This window comes from Ruegeria sp. BG9 (genome assembly GCF_056538305.1).
The window spans coordinates 253,711-276,001 of the sequence record NZ_JBQFSY010000003.1 but is presented as its reverse complement, the minus strand read 5'-3'; the positions used below and the strand labels follow the sequence as shown (position 1 = coordinate 276,001).

The window sequence follows — 22,291 nt, the reverse complement described above, 5'->3', positions numbered from 1 at the left end:
CAGGCACGAATGGCTTCGCAGAAATTCAACATTGTCGTCATCGGGCAAAATAACCGTCTGCAATATGAGGCCCTTCTGTTCGCCGCCTCGCTGCGCCACTGTTCCCCCGGTTTTGACGGCAAGCTGTATGTCGCCACGCCAAACCCCGGCCCCCGTTGGAGCCAGAACCCCAGCATCCAGAACGAAGATGTGCGCAAGGCGCTGTTTCAGCTGGACGCCGAGATCCTGCCCTTTGACAACCATGTCTTCGGCGAGAGCTATCCGCATGGCAACAAGATCGAGGCCCTGCTTGCCCTGCCCGAGGGGGAACCGTTTGTCTTCTTCGACAGCGATACGCTGATCACGGGCGATTTGAATTCGGTCCCGTTTGATTTCGACCGTCCGGGCGCCTCGCTCAAGGTTGACGGGACTTGGCCGAAACCCACCCTCTATGGGCCCGGGTTCGAGGGAATATGGAGCGCGCTCTATCGCCGCTTTGGTCTGGATTTCGACAGCTCGATTGATGACAGCCAGCCCAAGGAGCACTGGAAACGGTTTCTGTATTTCAACGCAGGCTATTTCTTCTACAAATGCCCGCGCCAATTCGGCGAGCGGTTCTTGGACTACGCGCAAACCATTCGCGACGAAGAGATCCCCGAACTCACCGGGCAGAACCTTGATCCCTGGCTGGATCAGGCTGCCCTGCCGCTGGTGATCCACTCATTCGGTGGCGGGCGCGATGCCTTGCCGGACGGGCTTCTTGATGGGTCGGTCAGTTGTCACTATCGCCTGTTTCCGCTGCTTTACGCCCGTGAGAGTGACCGCGTGATTGAGGTGCTCGAGACCGTCTCAGCCCCCAACAAAGTCAAGAAAGTCCTCAAGGCCTATGACCCGATGAAGAGGCTGATTTTTCAAGGCAAAGGCCACAAAATCCGCGAGATGTTCGACCAAAACGCCCTGCCCGGGCGCGAACAGGCCATCCGCAAGGCGATCAAGGCCAAAGGTCTCTGGCTGCGCTGACAGGATCGCCCATAGGATCGTTGTGCAAGGGCCTGCAATAGCCTACAGATTCGCCAACGCACATTCCAACAGGAGATTTTCACGATGTCTGACGGCCCTACCTACGGTTTCGACACTCTGCAGATACACGCGGGCGCACGCCCCGATCCCGCAACCGGCGCGCGCCAGACTCCCATCTATCAAACGACGGCTTATGTCTTTCGCGATGCGGACCACGCGGCGGCTTTGTTTAACCTGCAGGAAGTGGGCTTTATCTATTCGCGCCTGACCAATCCGACCGTCGCCGTTCTGCAGGAACGCGTCGCGACGCTGGAAGGTGGCGTTGGCGCGGTGTGCTGTTCCTCGGGACACGCGGCGCAGATCATGGCGCTGTTCCCGCTGATGGGACCTGGTTGCAACGTGGTCGCATCGACCCGTCTGTATGGCGGCACGGTCACGCAGTTCAGCCAGACCATCAAGCGCTTCGGCTGGTCGGCCAAGTTTGTCGACACTGATGATCTGGAGGCCGTAAAGGCCGCCATCGACGAAAACACCCGCGCGGTATTCTGCGAATCCATCGCCAACCCCGGCGGCTATGTCACCGATATTCGGTCGCTGGCGGATGTCGCGGACGGCGCAGGCATTCCGCTGATCGTCGATAACACCTCAGCCACGCCTTACCTGTGCCGCCCGATTGAACACGGCGCGACTCTGGTTGTGCATTCGACCACCAAATACCTGACCGGCAATGGCACCGTCACCGGTGGCTGCATCGTGGATTCGGGCAAGTTCGACTGGTCGGCGAATGACAAATTCCCTTCACTCAGCCAGCCCGAGCAGGCCTATCACGGGTTGAAGTTCCATGAGACCTTTGGCCCGCTGGCCTTCACCTTCCACGGCATCGCCATCGGCCTGCGCGATCTGGGCATGACGATGAACCCGCAGGCGGCACATTACACGCTGATGGGGATCGAAACCCTGTCGCTGCGGATGGAGCGCCACGTCGAGAACGCCCAGAAGATCGCCGCCTGGCTGGAAGCGGATGACCGGGTCGACTACGTGACCTATGCGGGCCTGCCTTCGTCGCCTTATCACGACAGGGTCAAGGCGCAGTATCCGCGTGGCGCCGGTGCGCTATTCACCTTTGCGGTCAAGGGTGGCTATGACGCCTGCATCAAACTCGTGAACGCTTTGGAGATCTTCAGCCACGTTGCCAACCTCGGCGACGCGCGTTCGCTGATCATCCACTCGGCCTCGACCACGCACCGTCAGTTGACCCCCGAACAGCAAGAGGCCGCAGGTGCGGGCCCCAACGTAGTGCGTGTGTCGATCGGTATCGAGGATGCCAACGACCTGATCGCCGATCTGGATCAGGCTTTGGCCAAAGCCAGCGCATGAAGCCATGAGCGGACACGACACCAACGCACTGGGTCAACCCATCGGACGGCCGGTCACGGGCGAGTTCCCGCGCCCGGCGCCACCATATACCCCGATGGAGGGCCAGTATTGCTCGGTTGTGCCGCTTGATGTGAACAGGCATGCGCCCGGATTGTTCCGGGCGTTTGCCAATGATGCCGATCACCACAATTGGACCTACCTGCCCTACGGGCCGTTTGGCTCTGAGCAGGAGTTTGAAACTTGGGCACGCGCAAACTGCATGGACGCCGACCCGATGTTTCACACGGTTCTGGATGCAAACGATGTCCCCGTTGGCATGGCGTCATACCTCAGAATCGAACCTGCCGCTGGCGTGATCGAGGTCGGGCATATCCACTTCTCGCCCCTGCTGCAGCGCAAGCCGCAATCGACCGAGGTCATGTATCTGATGATGCGACGTGTATTCGATGAGCTGGGCTATCGTCGCTACGAATGGAAATGCGACGCGCTGAATGCCCCCTCTTGCAGTGCAGCCCAGAGGTTGGGCTTCACCTATGAGGGCACGTTCCGCCAAGCGACTCACTACAAGGGGCGCAATCGCGATACGGCATGGTATTCGATCCTCGACAGCGAATGGCCGCGTATTCGAGATGCGTTTGAGGATTGGTTGTCCCCGGATAATTTTGACGAAACGGGCCAGCAACGAAAACCGCTGATGGCCCGCGCGAGCGCCTGAACCTATTCTGAAATCTCGAACTCCATCGAAACACTGACAGAAACCGAGATCTCGCCGCCAGCAACCGGCACTCCGCCCGTGTCGGCCATAGCCATCGTTCGCATCTCAGCCATCGGGCGCACACCGCCGCCACGCTCCGAGATTGTCTGAACTGGCCCCAACGTGACATTGGCAGCCTGGGCAAGTTGCTCGGCCTTTGCGGTTGCTTCGCTCACAGCTTTTGCACGGGCCTGAACCTCGATCGGTTCTGAGTCTTGCAAACCAAAGCTCAACCCGCTGAAATCGTTGGCCCCGTCCTGAATGACCGCATCCATGACCTCACCCAGTTGGGTCAGATCACGCACCCGCACGAATACCCGGTTCGAGGCGACAAATCCGGTGATCTCAGGCGGTTCCCCGTTTTGCTGGTTCCGATTCGACCAGATGGGCGACAAAGAAAGATCGCGTGTCTGCAAATCCCGCTCGTCGATGCCCATTTCACCCAAGCGCGCAAGAACCTGCGCCACAGCGTCCGAGGTGGCTTTCATGGCCTCTGATGCCTCGGGGTTTTGATGTGTCACACCCAGGGTGATTGTCGCCATATCAGGGGCAACCTGAACGGTTCCGGTGGCATCCACGTTGATGCGACGTTCTTCCGCATGTGCCAGCCCGGCGGTGGTTGCGGCCATCATCGCGGCCAGAAAAGCGAATGTCTTCAAGGTGATCCCTCCAACTTACTCTGTCTCAACATGGGTCCGGGGGGCCTACACGCACAAGGGGAAGTCCCGGCTTTTTCTTTCCCTCGGCGGGTTCCTGCTTTAGTATCACCCTGCGAATACAAAGGTATTTGCGTTGATATGGTTAACTGTGGTTCCTCCGGATTATGAAACCCGCTTTTGCGCTGACCTTTTCTGCGACCGGAATTTCCCTTCAACACCATTCGGATGGTGAATGGTACGACATTGGCGAAGTGCCTTTGTCGGCCCCGGATCTGAGTGACCAGATCAAAGCCCTGCACGACAAAGCCTTTGCGCTGGAAAACGACCTGAGCTGCAAACTGGTGCTGCCGGCAGATCAGGTGCGGTATCTTGCCCTGCCCACGGAAGGCCAAAGCGATGATCAGATCGCGTCCGAGGTTCAAGCCGCAGTCGCCAAGGCAACTCCGTATGAGTTGGCCGATCTGTCCTATGACAGCGCAACCGAGGGGCCGACCACCTTTGTTGCCGCCGTCGCGCGTGAGACGCTGGATGAAGCGCAGGGTTTTGCCGCGCAGCACGGGTTCTTACCCGTCACCTTTAGTGCGGCCACGACTGAGGCCGAATTCCCGCGCGAGCCTGTATTTGACCTGACCAGCGAGCCGCAGGTCGCTGCGCCTTCACCCGAACCCGAGCTAGAAAGCCCCCCGGTTCATGCCATAGCGGATGACGCGGCGCCCACAGAGTTCCGCTCTCCTGACCCTGCTCCGGCTGCAATCGCGCTACCTCCCACATCGAACAAAGCGCAACGTTGGGCGATTCCTGCGATTGCCGCGCTGATCTGCGTTGGGGTAGGTGTTTGGGCGTGGTCTCTGATCGGGGCACACCCAGACAACGACACGTCTACCGAAAACGATACGGCCGAACTGTCTGCACCGCAGTCTCAGGACGCTTCACCGCCTGAGACGGATCCAGAGCCTGAAACCGAAATCGCGGCGACACCAGCAGCGGAAGAAGAACCAGAACCTGAAGCCCAGCCAGAACCTGAAGCCCAGCCAGAATTGTCCCCAACAGATGCGGCCATTCTCGAAGCGTTGAAAGTCGCGCCGACGCCTGTGGAACAGATTGCACAGGACCCCGAAACACAAAGCGACATCGAAGAGATCGCAGGCGCCCTAGTGGAGGCCCCCGAAGCGCCCATTACCCCGGCATTGATTTCCGAGGATGACCTCTACCTCGCATCCATTCACAACCCGGACTTGTCCAGCGACGCAATTGCCCTGCCCGACCAACGCAGTTTCGACACGGATGCCGCCTTTGAGCGCATCCCCGGCCCCGCAATTGCAGGCGCACAATATGAACTGGACGAGCGCGGCTTGGTCGTGCCGACCGCAGAAGGCGCATTGTCGCCCGAGGGGATCGTGGTCTACCTGGGTCGCCCATCCAAAGTCCCGCCCGAAGTACCGGTGCGGTTCGAGGAAGAACCAGTGGTCGATGAGGTGAACCAGAGGCTGGCCGAACTCCGACCCCGGCCCCGCCCCGGCAATCTGGTCGAGAATTTCGAACGCACGCAATTGGGCGGGCGCAGTCTTGAAGAGCTTGCTGTCGTAAGGCCCAAATTGCGGCCTGAAAGCCTACAGGTACAGCCCGAGATCGACTACACACCCACCGCCTTGGCTGTTGTTCGCGTCCCGCGCCCCAAATTGCGGCCCGCGCGGGCTGTGGCCTCGGCCAGCCCTAGCGGATCAAATCTGGGATCAACCGCCGCAGTCGCGTCGAGCAATGACGAGGCCGGGTCCTTCCAGCCGAAATCCGTGACCCCGAGAATCCCGACAACGGCCTCGGTCGCGCGCCAGGCCACAATCGACAATGCCCTCAACCTGCGTAAGCTGAACCTGATCGGCGTCTACGGCACACCCGCAAATCGCCGTGCCCTCGTCCGGCTTCCGAGTGGTCGGTACAAAAAGCTCAAGATCGGAGACCGGATTGACGGCGGCAAGGTCATCGCCATCAGCGACAGCGAATTGCGGTATGAGAAGAAGGGCCGCAACCTGACTTTGAAAATGCCGCGTGGCTGAGGACCTGTATTTTCAGACAGTCAAAGCTGGGTACGAACACGCCGCCCACCGGTTGATCCCGGCCTATGACGGCCTTTCTCCTACCGAAGTCCTGCGCCCCGTTTTGGATCACGTGCCCGATACCGGGGCGAGCGTTCTCGACGTAGGCGCGGGCACGGGGACACTCGCGCGTTGGCTAGCCAAACGCGGCTGTGATGTGACGACGGTAGAGCCAGTCGATGCCTTTCGAAACCACGCAATGCGCGGTGACGGCGCGCAATCCGTTCGATGGCTTGATGCTTGTCTGCCAAGACTAAGCGCTCTGCCAGACAACGCCGCGTTCGACTCCATTCTGGTCATTGGAGTTCTGCATCACCTGCCTCCGCGTGACCAACACTTGGCTATCCGCGTACTGTCTAAACGGCTGCGGCCGCAAGGGCGGATGATTTTGTCACTCAGACATGGCCCCTGCCCGTCTGACCGACCCGGTTATGTGATTTCGGACGACGCCATAGTTGATCAAGCGGCAGGTTCGGGCCTGCAGGTGCACCACAGGTCCCGAATCGACTCGATACAACCGGCCAACCAGCGCGCAGGTGTAACCTGGACCTGGCTGGTATTTGGCGCAGCTTTTAGCGTTTCGGTTTAAACCTGCGACACGAATACCCTGCCACGCTTTCAGCGTTCTCGGGACATTCGTGCCACTTGGCGCTTCAGGTAAAACCGAAACGCTTTAGGCCGCCGAAATCTCTCCGCTTTCGATTTGTTCGCGTTCGATGGATTCGAAGAGGGCCTGGAAGTTACCCTCACCGAAGCCATCATCACCTTTGCGCTGGATGAACTCGAAGAAAATCGGGCCGATCACGGTTTTTGAGAAGATTTGCAGCAGAATCCGTGTCTCTCCCCCGTCCACAACGCCTTCACCGTCGATCAGAATGCCGTGCTTCATCATCCGATCCAGCGGCTCATCGTGGTCCGTTACACGGTCTTTGGACATGTCATAATAGGACTGGTTTGGACCAGGCATGAACTTCAACCCGTTCTCGGCAATGGCGTCGGTCGAGGCATAGATGTCCTCGCTGCCCACCGCGATATGCTGAATGCCCTCGCCCTTGTACTTTTTCAGGTAAGAGACGATCTGACCCGTTTCGCCCCGATCCTCGTTGATCGGGATACGGATGCGGCCACAGGGCGATGTCAGCGCGCGGCTATAGAGACCGGTGAACTTGCCCTGGATGTCAAAGAACCGGATTTCACGGAAGTTGAACAGGTCGCCATAAAACTTGAACCACTTGTCCATATTGCCCCGGTAGACATTGTGGGTGAGGTGATCGAGATAATAGAACCCCTCGCCGCGCGGTTTCGATTCTTTGATCCACGCGAATTCCTCATTGTAGGGCGAGGTATCGTAATACTGGTCAATGAAGTAGATCAGCGATCCGCCAATCCCCTTGATGGCCGGGACATTCATCGTCTTGTCCGCACCGTCATACGGCTCCGCCCCTTTTGCGACGGCATGCTCGTAAGCTTTCTGCGCATCCACAACGCGCCAGCCCATCGAAGGTGCACAAGGGCCGTGTTCCGCGACGAACTTGTCGGCATAGCTTTCGGGGTCCGCGTTCAGGATGTAGGTGACATCGCCCTGCTGCCACAGTTCGACCAGAGGTTTGGATTTGTGGCGCGCAACCAGATCGAAGCCCATTTTGGCGAACAGATCACGCAGCTCCTGCGGTTCAGGGTGCGCGAACTCGACAAACTCAAACCCGTCGGTACCTGCGGGGTTTTCGGGACTGATGACAGATTTCGGGGCGTTATGCGGGAAAGGACCCATGGCGCGTCTCCTTCGAAAACAGGAATTTCTTTGCTGATTCTAAAATACGCCTTAAGCAGTGCTGTTTCCGCGCATTGTTTTCATGTAAACTCTCTAAGTGTGCGCAAACTGCGCATGAATGACCTGAAATATGAGATCTTGCCGCATATGCTTGATGCAACCGATACACGCCTACTCTCAGCGCTTCAAAAGGACGCGCATCTGACCGCGCATCAATTGGGTGAGCTGCTGAACCTCTCCCCCAGCCAGGCAGGCCGCCGCCGTCAGCGCCTTGAGGCCGAGGGCTATATCACCGGCTACGCGGCTCGGCTGGATCCCCTGAAACTCGGCTTGCAGGTTCAGGGCTTCGTTCAGGTCCATCTTGGCACACACGGCCCCGATCAATCCGCCAGCTTTGCCCGGATGGTTAACACCCAACCCGAGATCACAAGTGCCTGGACGATGACGGGCGAGGCAGACTACCTGCTTCACGTCTATTGTGACGATCTTTCTGCGCTCAACAGCTTGCTTCACGAGGTGATCCTGCCGCATCCTGCAGTGGCACGGGTACAAAGCCAGATCGTGATGGACCAACTCAAACGCGACGCACCCCTGCCAACCTGAGCGGGCAATGAGGACATAGATGGACGATTTCCTATACCAGGCTTCTATTTATCTGGCTGCGGCCGTGATTGCCGTGCCCCTGTCGGCGCGGTTGGGCCTTGGGTCGGTTCTCGGATACTTGGCGGCTGGCCTGATCATCGGCCCCGTCCTCGGGCTTGTCGGCGCCGAGACTGAAGACCTGCAACATGTCGCCGAGTTCGGCGTGGTCATGATGCTGTTCCTCATTGGACTCGAGTTGGAGCCTCGCGCCCTGTGGGATATGCGCGACAAGCTGTTGGGTCTTGGCGGGCTTCAGGTTCTGTTGTCCACCGCCGTTATTGCCGGTGTCGCGATGTACGCGAACCACCCGTGGTCCGTCGCTCTGGCGGTGGGTTTGACCCTTTGTTTGTCCTCAACTGCGATCGTACTGCAAACTCTGTCTGAGAAGGGTTTGATGCAAACGAACGGAGGCCGCGCAACCTTTTCCGTTCTGCTGACACAGGACATTGCCGTCATCCCGATTCTGGCCCTGCTGCCGCTGCTCGCGCTTCCTGCCATGCCGCATATTGAGGCAGACGGCTCCATCGACCGCGGCGCTGAGCATCTGCATGATGCCGGGCATCACAGCCTGTCTCTGGTAGAAGGGCTGCCGGGCTGGGCTGTCACTCTGGTCACCATCGGCGCAATTGCTTTTGTCATTCTGGCGGGCGTCTACCTGACCCGCCCACTGTTCCGGTTCATTCACGCAACCCGCCTGCGCGAGATGTATACCGCGCTGGCGCTGATGATCGTGGTCGGAATTTCGTTCCTGATGACACTGGTGGGCCTGTCACCCGCTCTGGGTGCGTTTCTGGCGGGTGTGGTTTTGGCCAGCTCGGAATTCCGCCATGAAATGGAAAGCGACCTTGAGCCATTCAAGGGCCTCTTCCTAGGGCTGTTCTTCATTACGGTCGGAGCCGGGATCAACGTCGGCTATTTCTTCAACGATCCGTTTGACCTGATCGGTTTGGCCCTGCTGGTTATCCTTGTCAAAGGCATCATCCTCTATCTCGTCGGCAAAGCCTTCAAACTGAAGGGCCGGGATCACTGGCTGTTCACCCTTGGACTGGCCCAGGCGGGTGAGTTCGGCTTTGTCCTTTTGGCGTTTTCGACGCAGCAGAATGTCATCCCGCCGGACCTGTCGCAAAAGTTGCTGATGATCATCGCGCTGACTATGCTGATCACCCCGCTTCTTTTCATCATATACGACCTTTTGTCCCGCAAGATGGCCGACACCAACGCCGCGCCGGAACCCGATGAGATCGACGAAAAAGGCCCCGTTATCATCGCCGGGATCGGTCGGTTTGGCCAGATCGTCAATCGGTTGGTCCGGGCCAGCGGCTTCAAGACCGTTGTTCTGGACCACGATATCGAGACGATTCAGCTGATGCGTCGTTTTGGCGTAAAAGGCTTTCTGGGTGACCCGACCCGGCCGGAACTATTGCGCGCTGCGGGGCTTGAGAAAGCCTCGGTGCTTGTCGCTGCGATGGATGATCGAAAGACGGTAACGCGGTTGGTTGGCTACGCTCGCCGGCAACGCCCCGATTTGCATATCATCGCACGGGCGCATGATCGGACACATGTGTATGAACTGTATCAGGCCGGGGCCAATGACATCGTGCGCGAAATGTTCGACAGCTCTTTGCGCGCGGGCCGTTATGTGCTCGAGAATATCGGGCTGAGCGAGTACGAGGCCGCGCAGGCTGAACAGACCTTCTATCACCATGACCGGACGTCCGTACGCGATTTGGCCGAGCTTTGGATTCCCGGCATGCCCACGTCCGAGAATACGAAATACATCGAACGCGCGCAAAAGCTTGAGAAGGATCTGGAAACCGCTTTGCTGGAATTGGCGGAACAGCACGCCAAGGATTCTGCCTGACCCAAGCAATTGCCCGGTCAAGCGCTTGGGTTACCCGTCCGAGACGCCCGCCTCAGCAAAGGTTGCCATGCCCGAGTGGCAGGCAACCGCGCTTTTGAGAATGTTGATCGCAAGCGCACCGCCTGATCCCTCACCAAGACGCAGGCCGAGGCTCAGCAGAGGCTCTTTGCCCAGTTTTGACAGCATCGCTGCATGCGCGCCTTCTGCGCTTTGGTGCCCCGCGATGGTGTGATCCAGAGCCGAGGGCGAGATGCGCGCCAGACAGGCCGCTGCCGATGTGCAGATGAAGCCATCCAGGATGACGGGAATGCGCAACATACGGGCCGCCGCAATCGCTCCGGCCATGGCCGCGATCTCGCGCCCGCCGAGGCAGCGCAGAACCTCCACCCCGTCTTCACTGCCATGCAGCGCAACGCCTTCGGCCACTACGCGGGTCTTGTTTGCAAGGCCTGCATCGTCGATCCCTGTACCGCGACCAGTCCAATCGGCGGCCTCGCCTCCGTAAAGGGCGCAGGCAATAGCAGCGGCGGGGGTGGTGTTGCCAATCCCCATCTCGCCTACCACCAGCAGGTCGGACTTCGGGTCCACCGCCTGCCAGCCGGTTTGCAAAGCGCTCAGCAACTCGGCTTCGCTCATGGCCGGGGCTTGGGTGAAATCTGCCGTTGGATGATCCAGATCCAGCGCGTGGACGTCCATCTTTGCGCCCGCCGCCTTGGCCAACTGGTTGATCGCCGCGCCGCCATGTTCAAAATTCATAACCATCTGCACGGTCACTTCGGGCGGAAAGGCCGAAACGCCCTGCGCCGTGACTCCATGGTTGCCCGCAAAGACAATGACCTGAGGGGCCGCAACCTGCGGTCGCGCATCCCCACGCCACGCCGCATACCAGATCGCCAGATCCTCAAGCCGCCCCAGCGCGCCCGGCGGTTTGGTCAACTGACCATTGCGTTCAGCCGCGCCATCGGCCGCCGCCATGTCCGGCCCCGGAGCGCTGGTCAACGCGTCGCGGAACGTGTTCAAATCATTCAGTTCAGGCAGCATCAAAGCCTCATTGCATCAGAGTGGTCCTGTGTGTTTAACCGAAGCACTGAAACCAACAAGGCCTCGAAAGGCGCAGAAGTGCAAAAAAACGACACCAATCCGGTTTCCGCATGGGATATCCCGCTGGCGCTGGTCCTGTTGACGCGCCTGCCCCTGCCCCGTTTGCCTGAGAGGGTCTTTGCCCGGCAGGCGCAGGCGGTTTGGGCCTTTCCGGTGGTCGGCTTGGTGATTGGTACATTGGCTTGCGTCATCGGGTGGCTTGCACTGACATTATCGGTTCCGCCTTTCGTGTGCGCCGTTTTGCTCGTCGCGACCCTGACCATGACAACGGGCGCAATGCATGAGGACGGGCTGGCCGATACGTTTGACGGCCTATGGGGCGGGTTCACGCCGGAACGCCGGTTGGAGATCATGAAGGACAGCCATATCGGCACATATGGCGTGCTGTCCCTGATTGGTTCGCAGCTGATACGGATTGCAGCGGTCGCCGCCCTTCTGTCAGCAGGTGCGTTTCTGGCGATCATTGCCGCCTGTATGGTGTCACGCGCGTTCATGCCCTTGCTGATGGCTGCATTGCCCAATGCGCGTAAATCCGGTCTCAGCCATTCTGTCGGTGCCCCGTCCGTGGGTCCTGTCGCGGTTTCGCTTGCTCTGGCGGGTTCGACGGGAGTGTTGCTGATCGGTGGGCTGGTCATTTTGCCCGCCCTATGCGCCGCGGTCGTTGTGGGTGTTCTGGCCCTCGTGGCAAAGGCCAAGATAGGCGGCCAGACCGGAGATATCCTCGGCGCTTCTCAGCAATTGGCCGAAATCACCATCCTGATAGCAATAGCGGCTCAGCTTTAAGACACCCCGCCCGTCTCAATCCGCAGGGTGCAGCCGCAATGCTTGCAATGCACCGCGTCCGGATCATGCCGGAACAGCCCGCAGCTGGGGCATTTGTGGCGTACTTTCTGAGGCATGAATATCGCCTGTGCCAGACGCACGAACAGGGCAACACCCACCACCATGATAAACACCGAAAACAGCTTTCCCCAAGGCGTTGACAGGGTGATGTCGCCAAATCCCGTCGTCGTCAGGGTCGCCATGGTGAAATACAGCGCGTCAATATAGGGGTTCTTAGCATCTTCAGGGATGAAAAAGACAAGAACCGCTGTCGAAGTTGCAAACACGAAAACCAGCAGATTGATGGCCGCGATGACCGCATCTTCATGCGTGCGGAAAAAGGTACTGTCGCGCCGTAAATCCCACAGCAGATGGTACGAGTGGATCAACCGAAGGGCGCGCAGGATACGCAGGAATGCGAGATTGCCGGTCAGAAACGGGTCGAGGATCAACGACACAATCACCACGATATCTGCCAGCGTATAAATTTTACGCAACAGCTTCCAGCGATCCTTGGCGATCCACATTCTGGCGGAAAAATCCAGAAGGATAATAAAGCCAACCACCCAACTGATACCAGTAACCCATGGGCCATGCGGAAAATGCGCGGTGGCGACAAAGAAGATGATGGTGACCACATCGAACAGGATCAAACCATAGCGGAACCAAACCGAAATCGGGGCCTTTCCGATATATAGGAACTTGACCGTCTTCTTCATGCCGAACCGGTATCTGCTTGCATCTACAGAAAAACTAACCGGTTTTCGCCAATCCACCAAGCAACGAAAAAGGCCGCCCCGATGCCGGAGCGGCCTTGCAGTTTCAATCGTCGCGACCTTAAGCGGCAGCGGCGCGTGAGGTCAGAACATCATCGACCTGCTTGGCGGCAGAAATTTCTCCGTCTCCGGACACGGCGGCGACCTCGCGGGTCAGACGCTCGAGCGCGGCTTCATAAAGCTGACGCTCGGAATAGCTTTGCTCGCGCTGATCATCAGTGCGGTGCAGGTCGCGAACCACTTCGGCGATCGAGATCAGATCGCCCGAGTTGATCTTCTGTTCGTATTCCTGCGCGCGACGCGACCACATGGCCCGCTTGACCTTGGCCTTGCCCTTTAGCGTCTTCATCGCCTGGCTTATAACATCCGGCGAGCTGAGCGAACGCAGACCGGATTCGGTCACTTTGTTTGTCGGCACGCGAAGGGTCATCTTGTCTTTCTCAAAAGAGATGACGAACAATTCGAGCGAAAATCCAGCGACGTCCTGCTCTTCGATCGAGATGATCTGACCCACACCATGGGCGGGGTAGACAACATAATCGTTCGGGCGGAACTCAAGCTTTTTCGACTTCGACATTCAATTCATTCCTTGGTTTTGGACCGGGACGCGAACAACAAAAAAACCACGCTCGGTGCCTATTGTGGCCCCGGCAGGCGGTCTGTTTGTCGCAAATTCAGAACTCCAAAGCGAGCATACTTACGGAGTACATCCCAATCTCAGTCATCATGTAGGGACAGAGTATATCACAAAAATGAGACACTCAAAAGTTTCCCTAGGGGAATTTTTTTATAAACGGCCTGCAATCAAGGGATTAGGCTTGGAAGACCGCTTTTCTTTGCCATCCAAATGAGGTGCGAATCACTTACCCGCCTTCACCAGGAGCTTCGGAGAAGTATTTCTCCATCTTGCCTTCCTCGCCATCGCGCTCTTCCGCCTCGGGCAACGGGTCTTTCTTGGTGACAATGACCGGCCACATTTCCGAGTATTTTCGGTTGAACTCGACCCAAGTTTCCATGCCTGGCTCGGTGTCGGGACGGATTGCATCGGCCGGGCATTCGGGTTCACAAACACCACAGTCGATGCATTCGTCCGGGTGGATGACCAGCGTGTTCTCACCTTCGTAGAAACAGTCCACAGGGCACACTTCCACACAGTCGGTGTATTTGCAGCCGATGCAATTTTCGGTAACGACGTAGGTCATGTTCAGAATCCCATTCAGGTTTGGCGTCTAGCTAGTTCAGTCCGGGTTTGGCTTCAAGATGTGGGGCCGTTTGGAGTGCGAGAAAGATCAAGCGCGCGCCGATCTTTCTTGGTTGGACGACCTTTTCCCTCATACGACGGGTTTTTGGGCGGTATGTCCTTCTTTTCCGTCATATCGAAGTACAATGTTTGCGCTTCGGGGGCCGGACCGCGGCGGTCGCCGAGTTTTTCGACGCGAACGACCCGGATGATTTTGCCCTGTGGAAAGGTCAGAACGTCGCCGGGAACCACCGCTTGGGCGGGTTTCAGAACGCGGTTGCCGTTCAGCCTGACATGGCCGCCGCTGACCTGTTTGGCCGACAGGCTACGTGTCTTGAAGAACCGCGCCTGCCAGAGCCATTTGTCGATCCGCAGCTTGGCCTGATCCATGACGGATCAGTTGCCGCCCTTCAAACCCATCAGCGCTGCTGCAAACGGGTTGTCGGGGTCGATCGCCTTTTCCTTTTTCGGAGGTCGGGAAGAGAAGGATTTTGCGCCCTGCGGCTTGCCGCCCTTCTTGCCTTGCGGCTTGCGACCGTCCTGAGATTTCCCTCGCGGCTTGCCTTTGCCCTGCCCCTGCTCGCGGCGCGGGCCGCGATTTTGCTGGCGCTGACGGCCCCATGTGAAGATGTAGAACACCTCGACCTCGGGTTCGTTACTTGCGGCGTCAGCGGCCGGAGTCTCAGCTGCTGCCTCGGTGCTTTCGGTGGCCTCGGCTGGGGCCTCTGTGGGTGCGGCGACCTCTTCGGGCGAAACCTCTACGGCCGGGGTTTCTTCGGCGGCGGGTTTTTCTGCCGCTTCAGTCGCAGGTGCCTCGGCTGGTGCAGCTTTGACTTTTTCGCGCTCGCCACGTTCGGCCTTGTAGCCCAAACCCTGCATCAGGTCCGCGAATTGCTCCAGCGTCATGCCTGTGATCGAGAGCATGTCAGGCTTGGCTTCAAAGCCGCCCCGGCTGTCCTCAGAGCGCACCATATCGGCCAGACGTTCCAGCATGTCGATCCGTATCGAGCGTTCGCCCGCATCGCGGTAGCCGCACATGGTATCGTAGCCCTGCGGCGCATCCTTGGCGACCGGTACAGTAACCAGACCCGGAGGCGGTGCCTCGGGGAATTCCTGCAGACCACTGGACAGCGCCCAGAGAACCAGACGCAGGCGCGTGGGCGCAGGTTTCAACAGCAATGGCATGAAGATAGTGAACTGACCAAAACGGATGCCGTGCTTGCGCAGCGCGCCACGGGCATCCTGATCCAGATCCTTGACCTCTTGCGCGACCTGTGCGCGGGGCAGCACGCCCAACGCCTCGACCATGCGGAAAGCAAAGCCTTTGGCCAGACCGGACAGTTCCTCGTCCCGCGACAGGTTCAACAGCGGTTCGAACAGCGCGGCCACTTTGCGGTCGATGAAGTGCTGCAGGCGGCGCTGCACCTTCTGTTCGACGTCTGGCCCTGCGGCCTCATCCACAAAAACCTCGACCATCGGCTTGAGGGGCTCAGTCCCGGCAACCAGTTTGCCGACAGCGTATTCGCCCCACATCAGGCCGCCCTGATCAGTGAAATCAATTTCGGTATCAGGTGCATTGTAGAAGCGATCGGCACGCAGATGGAATTGCGGCGCGAGAGCTTGCAGCGAGGCCGATTTGAGTGCTTTCGCCTCAGCCCCTTGCGCGCTTTTGTCCGGTGTAAACCGGAACCCTTCCAGACGACCGACGAATTCGCCTTCGACGGTCACTTCACCCTTGTCATTTACTTCGGCCAAAAGGGCCTCCTTCTGTTTGAGCCGGCGCAGCAACACCGAGGTGCGCCGGTCCACAAATCTTTGCGTCAGACGATCATGCAGAGCGTCCGACAACCTGTCTTCTACAGTGCGCGTTTCCTCACGCCAATGCGATTCGTCACGGACCCAGCCGTTTCGTTGCGCAACATATGTCCAAGTGCGAATATAAGCCAACCTTTTGGACAGCGCATCAATATCTCCGTCCGTGCGGTCGATCCGGCGGATTTGCCGCGCCATGAAGTCGCCCGGGATCGCGCCGCGTTCGTGTAGATGGCCGTAGATCACCTCAAGCAGATTGGCATGTTCCGAATGGCTAATGCCCCGAAAATCGGGAATTCGGCACACATCCCATAGCAATCTGATCGATGGGCCATCGCTGGCGCGGGCTGCGACTTCGGTCACTTGCGACAGCGATTTTAACACGTTCAGGTCGTCTGCAGGGCGGGCCTTGGTCAGATGTTCGTCATTCGGGCTGACCTCTAGCGAGTCGATCAGCGCGTCCACTGAGCCGAAGCGAAGGGCGGCATTCCGCCAGTTCAGCTTTTTCATCGGGGTAAAGCGGCTGTCCATGATCGCCTGCGCGACACCTTCGTCCAATGGCGGGGCCTCGCCAGTCACGCCGAACGTGCCATCCGACATACCCCGGCCTGCCCGGCCCGCGATCTGGGCCAACTCATTCGGGGCCAAGGGGCGCATCCGGCGACCGTCGAATTTGGTCAGGGACGAAAACGCCACGTGGTTCACATCTAGGTTCAGGCCCATCCCGATGGCATCGGTGGCAACCAGATAGTCGACCTCACCATTCTGATAGAGGTCGACCTGCGCGTTCCGTGTGCGCGGGCTGAGTGCACCCATGACCACGGCCGCCCCACCCTTTTGGCGGCGCAGCAGTTCTGCGATGGCATAGACGTTTTCGACCGAGAACCCGACAATGGCGCTTCGCGGGGGCATTCGGCTGATCTTTTTCGATCCCGAATACACCAGCTGAGACATCCTCTCGCGCCTTACAAACTGCGCCTCGGGCACAAGTGCCGCAATCGGTCCGCGCATGGTGTCGGACCCCATGAACAGCGTCTCGCTCGTTCCCCGCGACCGCAGCAACCGGTCGGTGAAGACGTGTCCGCGTTCGGGATCCACGCAGAGCTGAATTTCATCAATCGCGACGAAATCTGCGCCCATGCCTTCGGGCATCGCCTCGACCGTGCAGACCCAATACTGCGTACGCGGCGGTACGATCCGCTCCTCGCCGGTCACCAGCGCCACGACCGAGGGGCCGCGAATGGCGACTATCTTGTCATAGACCTCACGCGCGAGCAGACGCAGAGGCAGGCCGATAACACCAGTCCGATACCCCAGCATGCGTTCGATCGCGTAATGAGTTTTACCTGTGTTCGTTGGGCCAAGTACGGCCACTACTCGGGATGACCCGCTCACCTTTGCCCCCTGCGCCTTCCGACTTACAGCGCCTTGCCTTCAACCTGAGGCTTCAGCCGATTCATGGCATTGGTTACTTCTTCATGATGGGGATGTATAGCCAACGCGCGGGAATAAGCCTCAAGCGCCTGATCGGGTTTGCCGACCACCTCAAAGATCAGGCCCAGACCGTAAATGGCCTGATAGTTGTTCGGGTTGAGGGTCAACGCGTGTTCCAGATCGGCGGCGGCCATTCCAAACCGGTCGATGCCGAAAAAGGCCGAGGCCCGCGCGTGCCAGCCTTCGGCAAACTCGGGCGCGTGGTCGGTCAACGCGGTGAGATGTTCGATTGCGGCCTCGATATCGCCGTCATCCAGCGCTTCGCGCCCACGCTCAAGCAACAGATCAGCCGAGGCCGAGCCTGATTGAGACCAGAGCGCCTGCAACTGACGATCCAGACCGATGGCTTGCTCAGGCGTTGCCTGCGAAAGTTGCCGTAACAGCGCCTCTTCGTCGCGGGAATCCGCTTGTTGCGCTCCACCACTGGTGGAAAACATGACTAGAACGGCAAGTGCCGCAACGGTAACTTTGAGATTGGTGATTGCAATACCCATAACAATGGTCAGTGTAGCGTTGCGACCGAGGATGTCCATTCACGGCGCATAAACAATATGAGGAAAAGCATGAGCGAGATTCTTGAAAAGGCTGCGGCCGCGCTGAACGAAAAGCTGGCCGGCGGTGGCTTTGATGCGTCCGCCAAGTTTGCAATCGCCGATCTGGGCGCAATTGTTCTGGATGGCGACGGCGCCCGCGTCAGTGATGACGACGCCGATGTGACACTCAGCGCGGATGCGGACACGTTCGAACAGATCCTCAGCGGCGATCTAAACCCGACCGGCGCGTTCATGTCCGGCAAGCTCAGCGTTGATGGTGACATGGGAATCGCCATGCAGCTTGCATCGGTTCTGGCCTGATGGAGTACTCGCCGGCCCCCTTTTACGATGATGTGGCCGGCGACCCTGCCGGTGGTACAGCCCATTGGCTCCACACCGCCGACGGCAAACGCATCCGTTTCGGGCATTGGCTGCCCGAGGATGCAAAAAACGGCACGGTATTCCTGTTTCCGGGCCGCACCGAATATATCGAGAAATACGCGAGCACCGCAGGGGAGTTCCTGAACCGGGGCTTTGCCGCCCTCGCCGTCGACTGGCGCGGACAGGGTTTGGCCGACCGCATGTTGGACGAACCCCGCATCGGGCATGTCGATAAATTCACCGATTATCAACATGACGTCGCCGTGGTGCTGGAGCTGGCTGAGAAACTGGATCTGCCGCACCCGTGGTATGTGATCGGGCATTCGATGGGCGGTGCCATCGGCTTGCGCGCGGTCATCCAGAACGATTGCTTTGCAGCCTGTTCATTTACCGGGCCGATGTGGGGCATTTTCTTTGTCCCGCTCATGAAGCCACTCAGCCGTCTGACCGCCTATTGGGGCACGGCGCTGGGATTGGGTGAACGCACCCCGCCGACCACGTCGTTGACCAGCTATGTTCTGGCGGAGCCGTTCGAGGGCAACTCGCTGACGCGTGACCCGGACATGTTCAAGATGATGCAGGATCAATTGAAGGCGCACCCCGAACTGGCGCTTGGTGCCCCGTCCAACCAATGGTTGCGTGAGGCGCTCAGCGAATGTGAATGGCTGATGGAGCAACCTGCGCCGGACACCGCGTGCCTGACCTATCTGGGCAGCCACGAGCAGATCGTTGACCGCAAGGCGATCCGCGCACGGATGGCCAACTGGCCCAATGGTCGCCTGGTCGAGATCCCCGATGGTGAGCATGAGGTGCTGATGGAGGCCCCCGAGGTTCGCAACCCGGTTCTGGACGAGTTGACCGCGCATTTCCTGGCAAATCGCCCCTAGGACGTCCGCACGGCACTGATCTTGACTGGTGGCTTGTGATCCGGGCGCGCCAGCCCTAGATGTTTGGCAACAAAGCTAATCAGAGGTATTCCATGCGCGACCTGCCCTTTCCCGTCCGTGATGCAAATGCAGTCGGCGGTTCCGATAACCTTGGCAACCTGCCCGAATGGGACCTGACCGACCTTTATGCCTCGGAAGAGGCGGCCGAGCTGACGCGCGATCTGGACTGGCTTGAGGGCGAATGCGCGTCATTCGCGGCGGACTACGAAGGCAAACTGGCCGATCTGGACGCCGAAGGCCTGCTGACCTGCGTGCATCGCAACGAGAAGATCAACGCCATCGCCGGTCGGATCATGTCCTTCGCCGGTCTGCGTTACTACCAACTGACCACCGATGCCGACCGCGCAAAGTTCCTGTCGGACATGCAGGAAAAGATCACCGTCTTCACCACCCCTCTGGTGTTCTTCACGCTCGAGATCAACCGCATCGAAGACGACGTTCTGCAGGCCCATTTCGCGGCCAATGCTGATCTTGCGCGCTATGAGCCTGTCTTCCGCCGCATTCGCGCGATGAAACCCTACCAACTGTCTGACGAATTGGAGAAATTCCTCCACGACCTCGGCGTTGTCGGTGACGCGTGGGAGCGTTTGTTCGACGAAACCATCGCGGGCCTGACCTTCACCGTCGACGGCGAAGAGCTGAACATCGAAGGCACCCTGAACCTGCTGACCGAACAGGACCGCAGCAAACGCGAGGCGGCCTCGCGCGAACTGGCCTCGGTGTTTCAGGAGAACATCAAAACCTTCGCCCGCGTTCACAACACGCAGGCCAAGGAAAAGGAAATCGTCGACCGCTGGCGCAACATGCCAACCGCTCAGACCGGTCGCCACTTGTCGAACGACGTCGAGCCCGAAGTGGTCGAAGCCCTGCGCGAAGCCGTGGTCGCCGCCTACCCCAAGCTGAGCCACCGGTACTACGAACTCAAACGCAAATGGCTGGGGCTTGACGTGATGCAGGTCTGGGACCGCAACGCGCCACTGCCAATGGAAGACACCCGCATCGTCGGCTGGGACGAGGCCGAGAAGACGGTGATGGATGCCTATAACGCCTTTGATCCGCGCATGGGTGAGATTGCCTCGCCGTTCTTTTCTAAAGGCTGGATCGACGCGGCGGTGAAGCCGGGTAAAGCGCCCGGCGCCTTCGCCCATCCGACCGTGACCGATGTCCACCCTTACGTGATGCTCAACTATCTGGGCAAACCGCGCGATGTGATGACCCTCGCACACGAATTGGGCCACGGTGTCCATCAGGTCCTGGCGGCAGATCAGGGCGAGATGCTGTCCTCGACCCCGCTGACACTGGCCGAGACCGCTAGCGTGTTTGGTGAAATGCTGACTTTCCGCAAAATGCTGGACAAGGCCGAAACCAAGGAACAGCGCAAAGTGCTTCTGGCTGGCAAGGTCGAAGACATGATCAACACGGTCGTCCGCCAGATCGCCTTCTACGATTTCGAATGCAAGCTGCACGCCGCCCGCCGCGAGGGCGAACTGACCCCGGACGACATCAATGCCCTGTGGATGAGCGTTCAGGCGGAAAGCCTCGGGCCGTCATTCGAATTCATGGAAGGGTATGAAACGTTCTGGGCCTATATCCCCCATTTCGTGCATTCCCCCTTCTACGTCTACGCCTATGCGTTCGGAGACGGCCTCGTAAACGCGCTCTATTCAGTCTACGAAAGCGGTGCAGAGGGGTTCGAGGAAAAGTATTTCGAGATGCTGCGCGCCGGTGGATCAAAACACCACAAAGACCTGCTTGCCCCGTTTGGACTAGATGCCAGCGACCCCAAGTTCTGGGACAAAGGCCTGTCAATGATTTCGGGCTTCATTGATGAGTTAGAAGCGATGGAGGGCTGATCACTCCTGTTTCTTTGTCGTCAGGAAGACTGCAGCCACGATCAAAATAGCTCCGAGGGCCGCAATCGGTGTGATCGCGGCCCCAAGGAACAGCGCCGAATTGATAAACGTGAATACGACGGAAGCGGCAAACATCAACGTTGCCGTCAAAGTCGATACGCGCGCGGCGGCCTCGTACCAGAGGTAGTAGGCCATCGCCGTAGGAAGGACGCCCAGTAGGATCAGAAAGATCACATCTTTCGCCGTCGGGGTTTGCAGGGAAAACGCAGCCAATGGCAGCAACAGTACGCCCGCGCAGACAAAAATTCCGAAAAGAAAGTTCAATCGCTCGGCCGTTGAGGTCGAATTGCGCATGGCCTGGCTACTTGAAACCAGAAACACGGCCCAACTAAGCCCTGCGCCAATTTCCAAAAGATCACCGAACAAAGGCTCTCCACCGCCCTGAAAATCGCGGAACACGGTCAGGAACACCCCAAAAATCGCCAGTATCGTGGCGAGTACATCCACACGCATAACTGGTGTATCCGCCAAGAAATAAAGGAAAAGCAGCACAAAAAACGGGGCGGTGTTTTCCAGTACCATGGCATTGGCGGCACCTGTGTATTCCAGCCCTACGTGAAACAGGATATAGTTCACGACTGTCGACAGTACGGCCAGCCGAAAGTTCCAGTCTTTGTGTTCAATCGAAACGGGCACACGCATGACCCGCAAAATGCAATAAACTGCTAGTGCCGCGATGAACAAGCGGGTCACTGCGATCTGCAGTCCACCCAGATCGCTCGTCAGATAGCGCACGATTACACTATGCGTCCCCCAGAGAAACGCGGCTAGAAACCCAAGAAGCAACCCGTTCTGCATCAATGGTTGTTTCGCAGTAGAGTTAGGCATCCTGCGCCTGGCCTACTTTAACTGGCTGTCTTTTGATCCGCGCCGGTTAATGCCTGACCGCTGTTGATATGTCCCGTCCCTCTCCTGCTGACAGTCCAGACAAAGCTTGACGCCGGGCAGTGCTTGTCGGCGTTTCTCGGGAATGGGTTCCTCACATTCCGCGCAATGGGTCAGGCTTTCGCCGACCGGTCGCTTTTGCGCCTGCATACGTGCCAGTTCGTCGGAAATTGACGCCTCGATCTGTTCGCTGACCGCACCATCGCGGGCCCAACCTCCGGCCATGACACC

The 22,291-nt window shown here is 58.8% G+C and carries 22 protein-coding genes; 11 read left to right on the top strand and 11 right to left on the bottom strand.

What is annotated here, in order from left to right; all coding sequences use genetic code 11:
• Positions 1–9 precede the first annotated feature (9 nt).
• The 3 genes from ACR0I8_RS07225 to ACR0I8_RS07215 all read left to right on the top strand — a co-directional run bounded on the left by ACR0I8_RS07225 (position 10) and on the right by ACR0I8_RS07215 (position 3,091).
• Positions 10–999: a hypothetical protein gene (locus tag ACR0I8_RS07225; RefSeq protein ID WP_170376527.1), complete on the top strand. Its 990-nt coding sequence runs from the start codon at positions 10–12 to the stop codon at positions 997–999.
• 84 nt (positions 1,000–1,083) lie between these two features.
• Positions 1,084–2,376: an O-acetylhomoserine aminocarboxypropyltransferase/cysteine synthase family protein gene (locus ACR0I8_RS07220; RefSeq protein WP_170551394.1), complete on the top strand. Its 1,293-nt coding sequence runs from the start codon at positions 1,084–1,086 to the stop codon at positions 2,374–2,376.
• 4 nt (positions 2,377–2,380) lie between these two features.
• Complete coding sequence (locus tag ACR0I8_RS07215; RefSeq protein ID WP_170689959.1) at positions 2,381–3,091, top strand: GNAT family N-acetyltransferase; 711 nt, start codon at positions 2,381–2,383, stop codon at positions 3,089–3,091.
• A 2-nt stretch (positions 3,092–3,093) separates the two neighbouring features.
• Here ACR0I8_RS07215 and ACR0I8_RS07210 read toward each other — a convergent pair whose 3' ends face one another.
• The gene (locus ACR0I8_RS07210) at positions 3,094–3,789 is read right to left on the bottom strand and encodes an SIMPL domain-containing protein (RefSeq protein ID WP_170376520.1); all 696 of its coding nucleotides are present in this window, start codon (positions 3,787–3,789) and stop codon (positions 3,094–3,096) included.
• A gap of 164 nt (positions 3,790–3,953) precedes the next feature.
• Between ACR0I8_RS07210 and ACR0I8_RS07205 the strand changes: the two genes are divergently transcribed.
• Positions 3,954–5,843 (top strand): hypothetical protein, encoded by a 1,890-nt coding sequence (locus ACR0I8_RS07205; protein ID WP_170689958.1) that lies wholly within the window; start codon positions 3,954–3,956, stop codon positions 5,841–5,843.
• Positions 5,836–6,471, top strand: a complete 636-nt coding sequence (locus ACR0I8_RS07200) for a class I SAM-dependent methyltransferase (protein WP_170689956.1) — start codon at positions 5,836–5,838, stop codon at positions 6,469–6,471. The genes ACR0I8_RS07205 and ACR0I8_RS07200 overlap by 8 nt, the downstream gene beginning before the upstream one ends.
• 84 nt (positions 6,472–6,555) lie before the next feature.
• Here the strand turns inward: ACR0I8_RS07200 and hppD are convergent, their stop codons facing one another.
• Positions 6,556–7,653 (bottom strand): 4-hydroxyphenylpyruvate dioxygenase, encoded by a 1,098-nt coding sequence (gene hppD, locus ACR0I8_RS07195; protein ID WP_170376512.1) that lies wholly within the window; start codon positions 7,651–7,653, stop codon positions 6,556–6,558.
• 147 nt (positions 7,654–7,800) lie between these two features.
• On the opposite strand from hppD, the gene ACR0I8_RS07190 reads away from it, so the two are divergent.
• Both ACR0I8_RS07190 and ACR0I8_RS07185 read left to right on the top strand, forming a co-directional pair.
• Positions 7,801–8,256 (top strand): Lrp/AsnC family transcriptional regulator, encoded by a 456-nt coding sequence (locus ACR0I8_RS07190; RefSeq protein ID WP_170376867.1) that lies wholly within the window; start codon positions 7,801–7,803, stop codon positions 8,254–8,256.
• 19 nt (positions 8,257–8,275) lie between these two features.
• Positions 8,276–10,156 (top strand): monovalent cation:proton antiporter-2 (CPA2) family protein, encoded by a 1,881-nt coding sequence (locus ACR0I8_RS07185; RefSeq protein WP_170689954.1) that lies wholly within the window; start codon positions 8,276–8,278, stop codon positions 10,154–10,156.
• 30 nt (positions 10,157–10,186) lie between these two features.
• Here the strand turns inward: ACR0I8_RS07185 and cobT are convergent, their stop codons facing one another.
• The gene (gene cobT / locus ACR0I8_RS07180) at positions 10,187–11,197 is read right to left on the bottom strand and encodes a nicotinate-nucleotide--dimethylbenzimidazole phosphoribosyltransferase (protein ID WP_170689953.1); all 1,011 of its coding nucleotides are present in this window, start codon (positions 11,195–11,197) and stop codon (positions 10,187–10,189) included.
• Positions 11,198–11,275: 78 nt separating this feature from the next.
• On the opposite strand from cobT, the gene cobS reads away from it, so the two are divergent.
• Positions 11,276–12,040 (top strand): adenosylcobinamide-GDP ribazoletransferase, encoded by a 765-nt coding sequence (cobS, locus tag ACR0I8_RS07175; RefSeq protein ID WP_170689951.1) that lies wholly within the window; start codon positions 11,276–11,278, stop codon positions 12,038–12,040.
• Here the strand turns inward: cobS and ACR0I8_RS07170 are convergent.
• From ACR0I8_RS07170 to ACR0I8_RS07145, 6 genes are all read right to left on the bottom strand, one after another.
• A complete protein-coding gene (locus ACR0I8_RS07170) occupies positions 12,037–12,798 on the bottom strand; it encodes a potassium channel family protein (RefSeq protein ID WP_170469956.1) in 762 nt (253 codons plus the stop codon). The genes cobS and ACR0I8_RS07170 overlap by 4 nt on opposite strands.
• A 118-nt stretch (positions 12,799–12,916) precedes the next feature.
• The gene (locus tag ACR0I8_RS07165; RefSeq protein WP_170376497.1) at positions 12,917–13,432 is read right to left on the bottom strand and encodes a CarD family transcriptional regulator; all 516 of its coding nucleotides are present in this window, start codon (positions 13,430–13,432) and stop codon (positions 12,917–12,919) included.
• A 286-nt stretch (positions 13,433–13,718) separates the two neighbouring features.
• A complete protein-coding gene (fdxA, locus tag ACR0I8_RS07160; RefSeq protein ID WP_170469959.1) occupies positions 13,719–14,057 on the bottom strand; it encodes a ferredoxin FdxA in 339 nt (112 codons plus the stop codon).
• 53 nt (positions 14,058–14,110) lie between these two features.
• Positions 14,111–14,485 carry an RNA-binding S4 domain-containing protein gene (locus ACR0I8_RS07155; protein ID WP_170551423.1) on the bottom strand — a complete coding sequence of 125 codons (375 nt, stop codon included), beginning with the start codon at positions 14,483–14,485 and terminating at the stop codon, positions 14,111–14,113.
• Between the two features lie 6 nt (positions 14,486–14,491).
• Positions 14,492–17,302, bottom strand: coding sequence for a helicase-related protein (locus tag ACR0I8_RS07150; RefSeq protein ID WP_170689950.1), 2,811 nt, complete (start codon positions 17,300–17,302; stop codon positions 14,492–14,494).
• A gap of 23 nt (positions 17,303–17,325) precedes the next feature.
• Entirely contained in the window at positions 17,326–17,934 is a 609-nt protein-coding gene (locus ACR0I8_RS07145) for a tetratricopeptide repeat protein (RefSeq protein ID WP_170689948.1), read from the bottom strand.
• 30 nt (positions 17,935–17,964) lie between these two features.
• Here ACR0I8_RS07145 and ACR0I8_RS07140 point away from each other — a divergent pair, with 30 nt between their 5' ends.
• The 3 genes from ACR0I8_RS07140 to ACR0I8_RS07130 all read left to right on the top strand — a co-directional run bounded on the left by ACR0I8_RS07140 (position 17,965) and on the right by ACR0I8_RS07130 (position 21,115).
• Positions 17,965–18,255, top strand: a complete 291-nt coding sequence (locus tag ACR0I8_RS07140) for an SCP2 sterol-binding domain-containing protein (RefSeq protein ID WP_170457946.1) — start codon at positions 17,965–17,967, stop codon at positions 18,253–18,255.
• Positions 18,255–19,202 carry an alpha/beta hydrolase gene (locus tag ACR0I8_RS07135; protein ID WP_170689947.1) on the top strand — a complete coding sequence of 316 codons (948 nt, stop codon included), beginning with the start codon at positions 18,255–18,257 and terminating at the stop codon, positions 19,200–19,202. The genes ACR0I8_RS07140 and ACR0I8_RS07135 overlap by 1 nt, the downstream gene beginning before the upstream one ends.
• A 92-nt stretch (positions 19,203–19,294) precedes the next feature.
• Complete coding sequence (locus ACR0I8_RS07130; protein ID WP_170689945.1) at positions 19,295–21,115, top strand: M3 family oligoendopeptidase; 1,821 nt, start codon at positions 19,295–19,297, stop codon at positions 21,113–21,115.
• Here the strand turns inward: ACR0I8_RS07130 and ACR0I8_RS07125 are convergent, their stop codons facing one another.
• The gene (locus ACR0I8_RS07125; RefSeq protein ID WP_170689944.1) at positions 21,116–21,973 is read right to left on the bottom strand and encodes a DMT family transporter; all 858 of its coding nucleotides are present in this window, start codon (positions 21,971–21,973) and stop codon (positions 21,116–21,118) included.
• Positions 21,974–22,015: 42 nt separating this feature from the next.
• Complete coding sequence (locus ACR0I8_RS07120) at positions 22,016–22,285, bottom strand: DksA/TraR family C4-type zinc finger protein (protein WP_170689942.1); 270 nt, start codon at positions 22,283–22,285, stop codon at positions 22,016–22,018.
• Between the last annotated feature and the right edge of the window lie 6 nt (positions 22,286–22,291).

What these genes read in the sequence shown, in the direction of transcription:
- ACR0I8_RS07140 (WP_170457946.1), top strand. Translation starts at nt 17,965, where the DNA reads ATGAGCGAGATTCTTGAAAAGGCTGCGGCCGCGCTGAACGAAAAGCTG.
- ACR0I8_RS07185 (WP_170689954.1), top strand. Translation starts at nt 8,276, where the DNA reads ATGGACGATTTCCTATACCAGGCTTCTATTTATCTGGCTGCGGCCGTG.
- ACR0I8_RS07125 (WP_170689944.1), bottom strand. Translation starts at nt 21,973, where the DNA reads ATGCAGAACGGGTTGCTTCTTGGGTTTCTAGCCGCGTTTCTCTGGGGG.
- ACR0I8_RS07145 (WP_170689948.1), bottom strand. Translation starts at nt 17,934, where the DNA reads ATGGACATCCTCGGTCGCAACGCTACACTGACCATTGTTATGGGTATT.
- ACR0I8_RS07225 (WP_170376527.1), top strand. Translation starts at nt 10, where the DNA reads ATGGCTTCGCAGAAATTCAACATTGTCGTCATCGGGCAAAATAACCGT.
- ACR0I8_RS07130 (WP_170689945.1), top strand. Translation starts at nt 19,295, where the DNA reads ATGCGCGACCTGCCCTTTCCCGTCCGTGATGCAAATGCAGTCGGCGGT.
- ACR0I8_RS07165 (WP_170376497.1), bottom strand. Translation starts at nt 13,432, where the DNA reads ATGTCGAAGTCGAAAAAGCTTGAGTTCCGCCCGAACGATTATGTTGTC.
- ACR0I8_RS07155 (WP_170551423.1), bottom strand. Translation starts at nt 14,485, where the DNA reads ATGGATCAGGCCAAGCTGCGGATCGACAAATGGCTCTGGCAGGCGCGG.
- ACR0I8_RS07205 (WP_170689958.1), top strand. Translation starts at nt 3,954, where the DNA reads ATGAAACCCGCTTTTGCGCTGACCTTTTCTGCGACCGGAATTTCCCTT.
- ACR0I8_RS07190 (WP_170376867.1), top strand. Translation starts at nt 7,801, where the DNA reads ATGCTTGATGCAACCGATACACGCCTACTCTCAGCGCTTCAAAAGGAC.
- ACR0I8_RS07135 (WP_170689947.1), top strand. Translation starts at nt 18,255, where the DNA reads ATGGAGTACTCGCCGGCCCCCTTTTACGATGATGTGGCCGGCGACCCT.
- hppD (WP_170376512.1), bottom strand. Translation starts at nt 7,653, where the DNA reads ATGGGTCCTTTCCCGCATAACGCCCCGAAATCTGTCATCAGTCCCGAA.
- ACR0I8_RS07220 (WP_170551394.1), top strand. Translation starts at nt 1,084, where the DNA reads ATGTCTGACGGCCCTACCTACGGTTTCGACACTCTGCAGATACACGCG.
- ACR0I8_RS07120 (WP_170689942.1), bottom strand. Translation starts at nt 22,285, where the DNA reads ATGGCCGGAGGTTGGGCCCGCGATGGTGCGGTCAGCGAACAGATCGAG.
- ACR0I8_RS07170 (WP_170469956.1), bottom strand. Translation starts at nt 12,798, where the DNA reads ATGAAGAAGACGGTCAAGTTCCTATATATCGGAAAGGCCCCGATTTCG.
- fdxA (WP_170469959.1), bottom strand. Translation starts at nt 14,057, where the DNA reads ATGACCTACGTCGTTACCGAAAATTGCATCGGCTGCAAATACACCGAC.
- ACR0I8_RS07215 (WP_170689959.1), top strand. Translation starts at nt 2,381, where the DNA reads ATGAGCGGACACGACACCAACGCACTGGGTCAACCCATCGGACGGCCG.
- cobT (WP_170689953.1), bottom strand. Translation starts at nt 11,197, where the DNA reads ATGCTGCCTGAACTGAATGATTTGAACACGTTCCGCGACGCGTTGACC.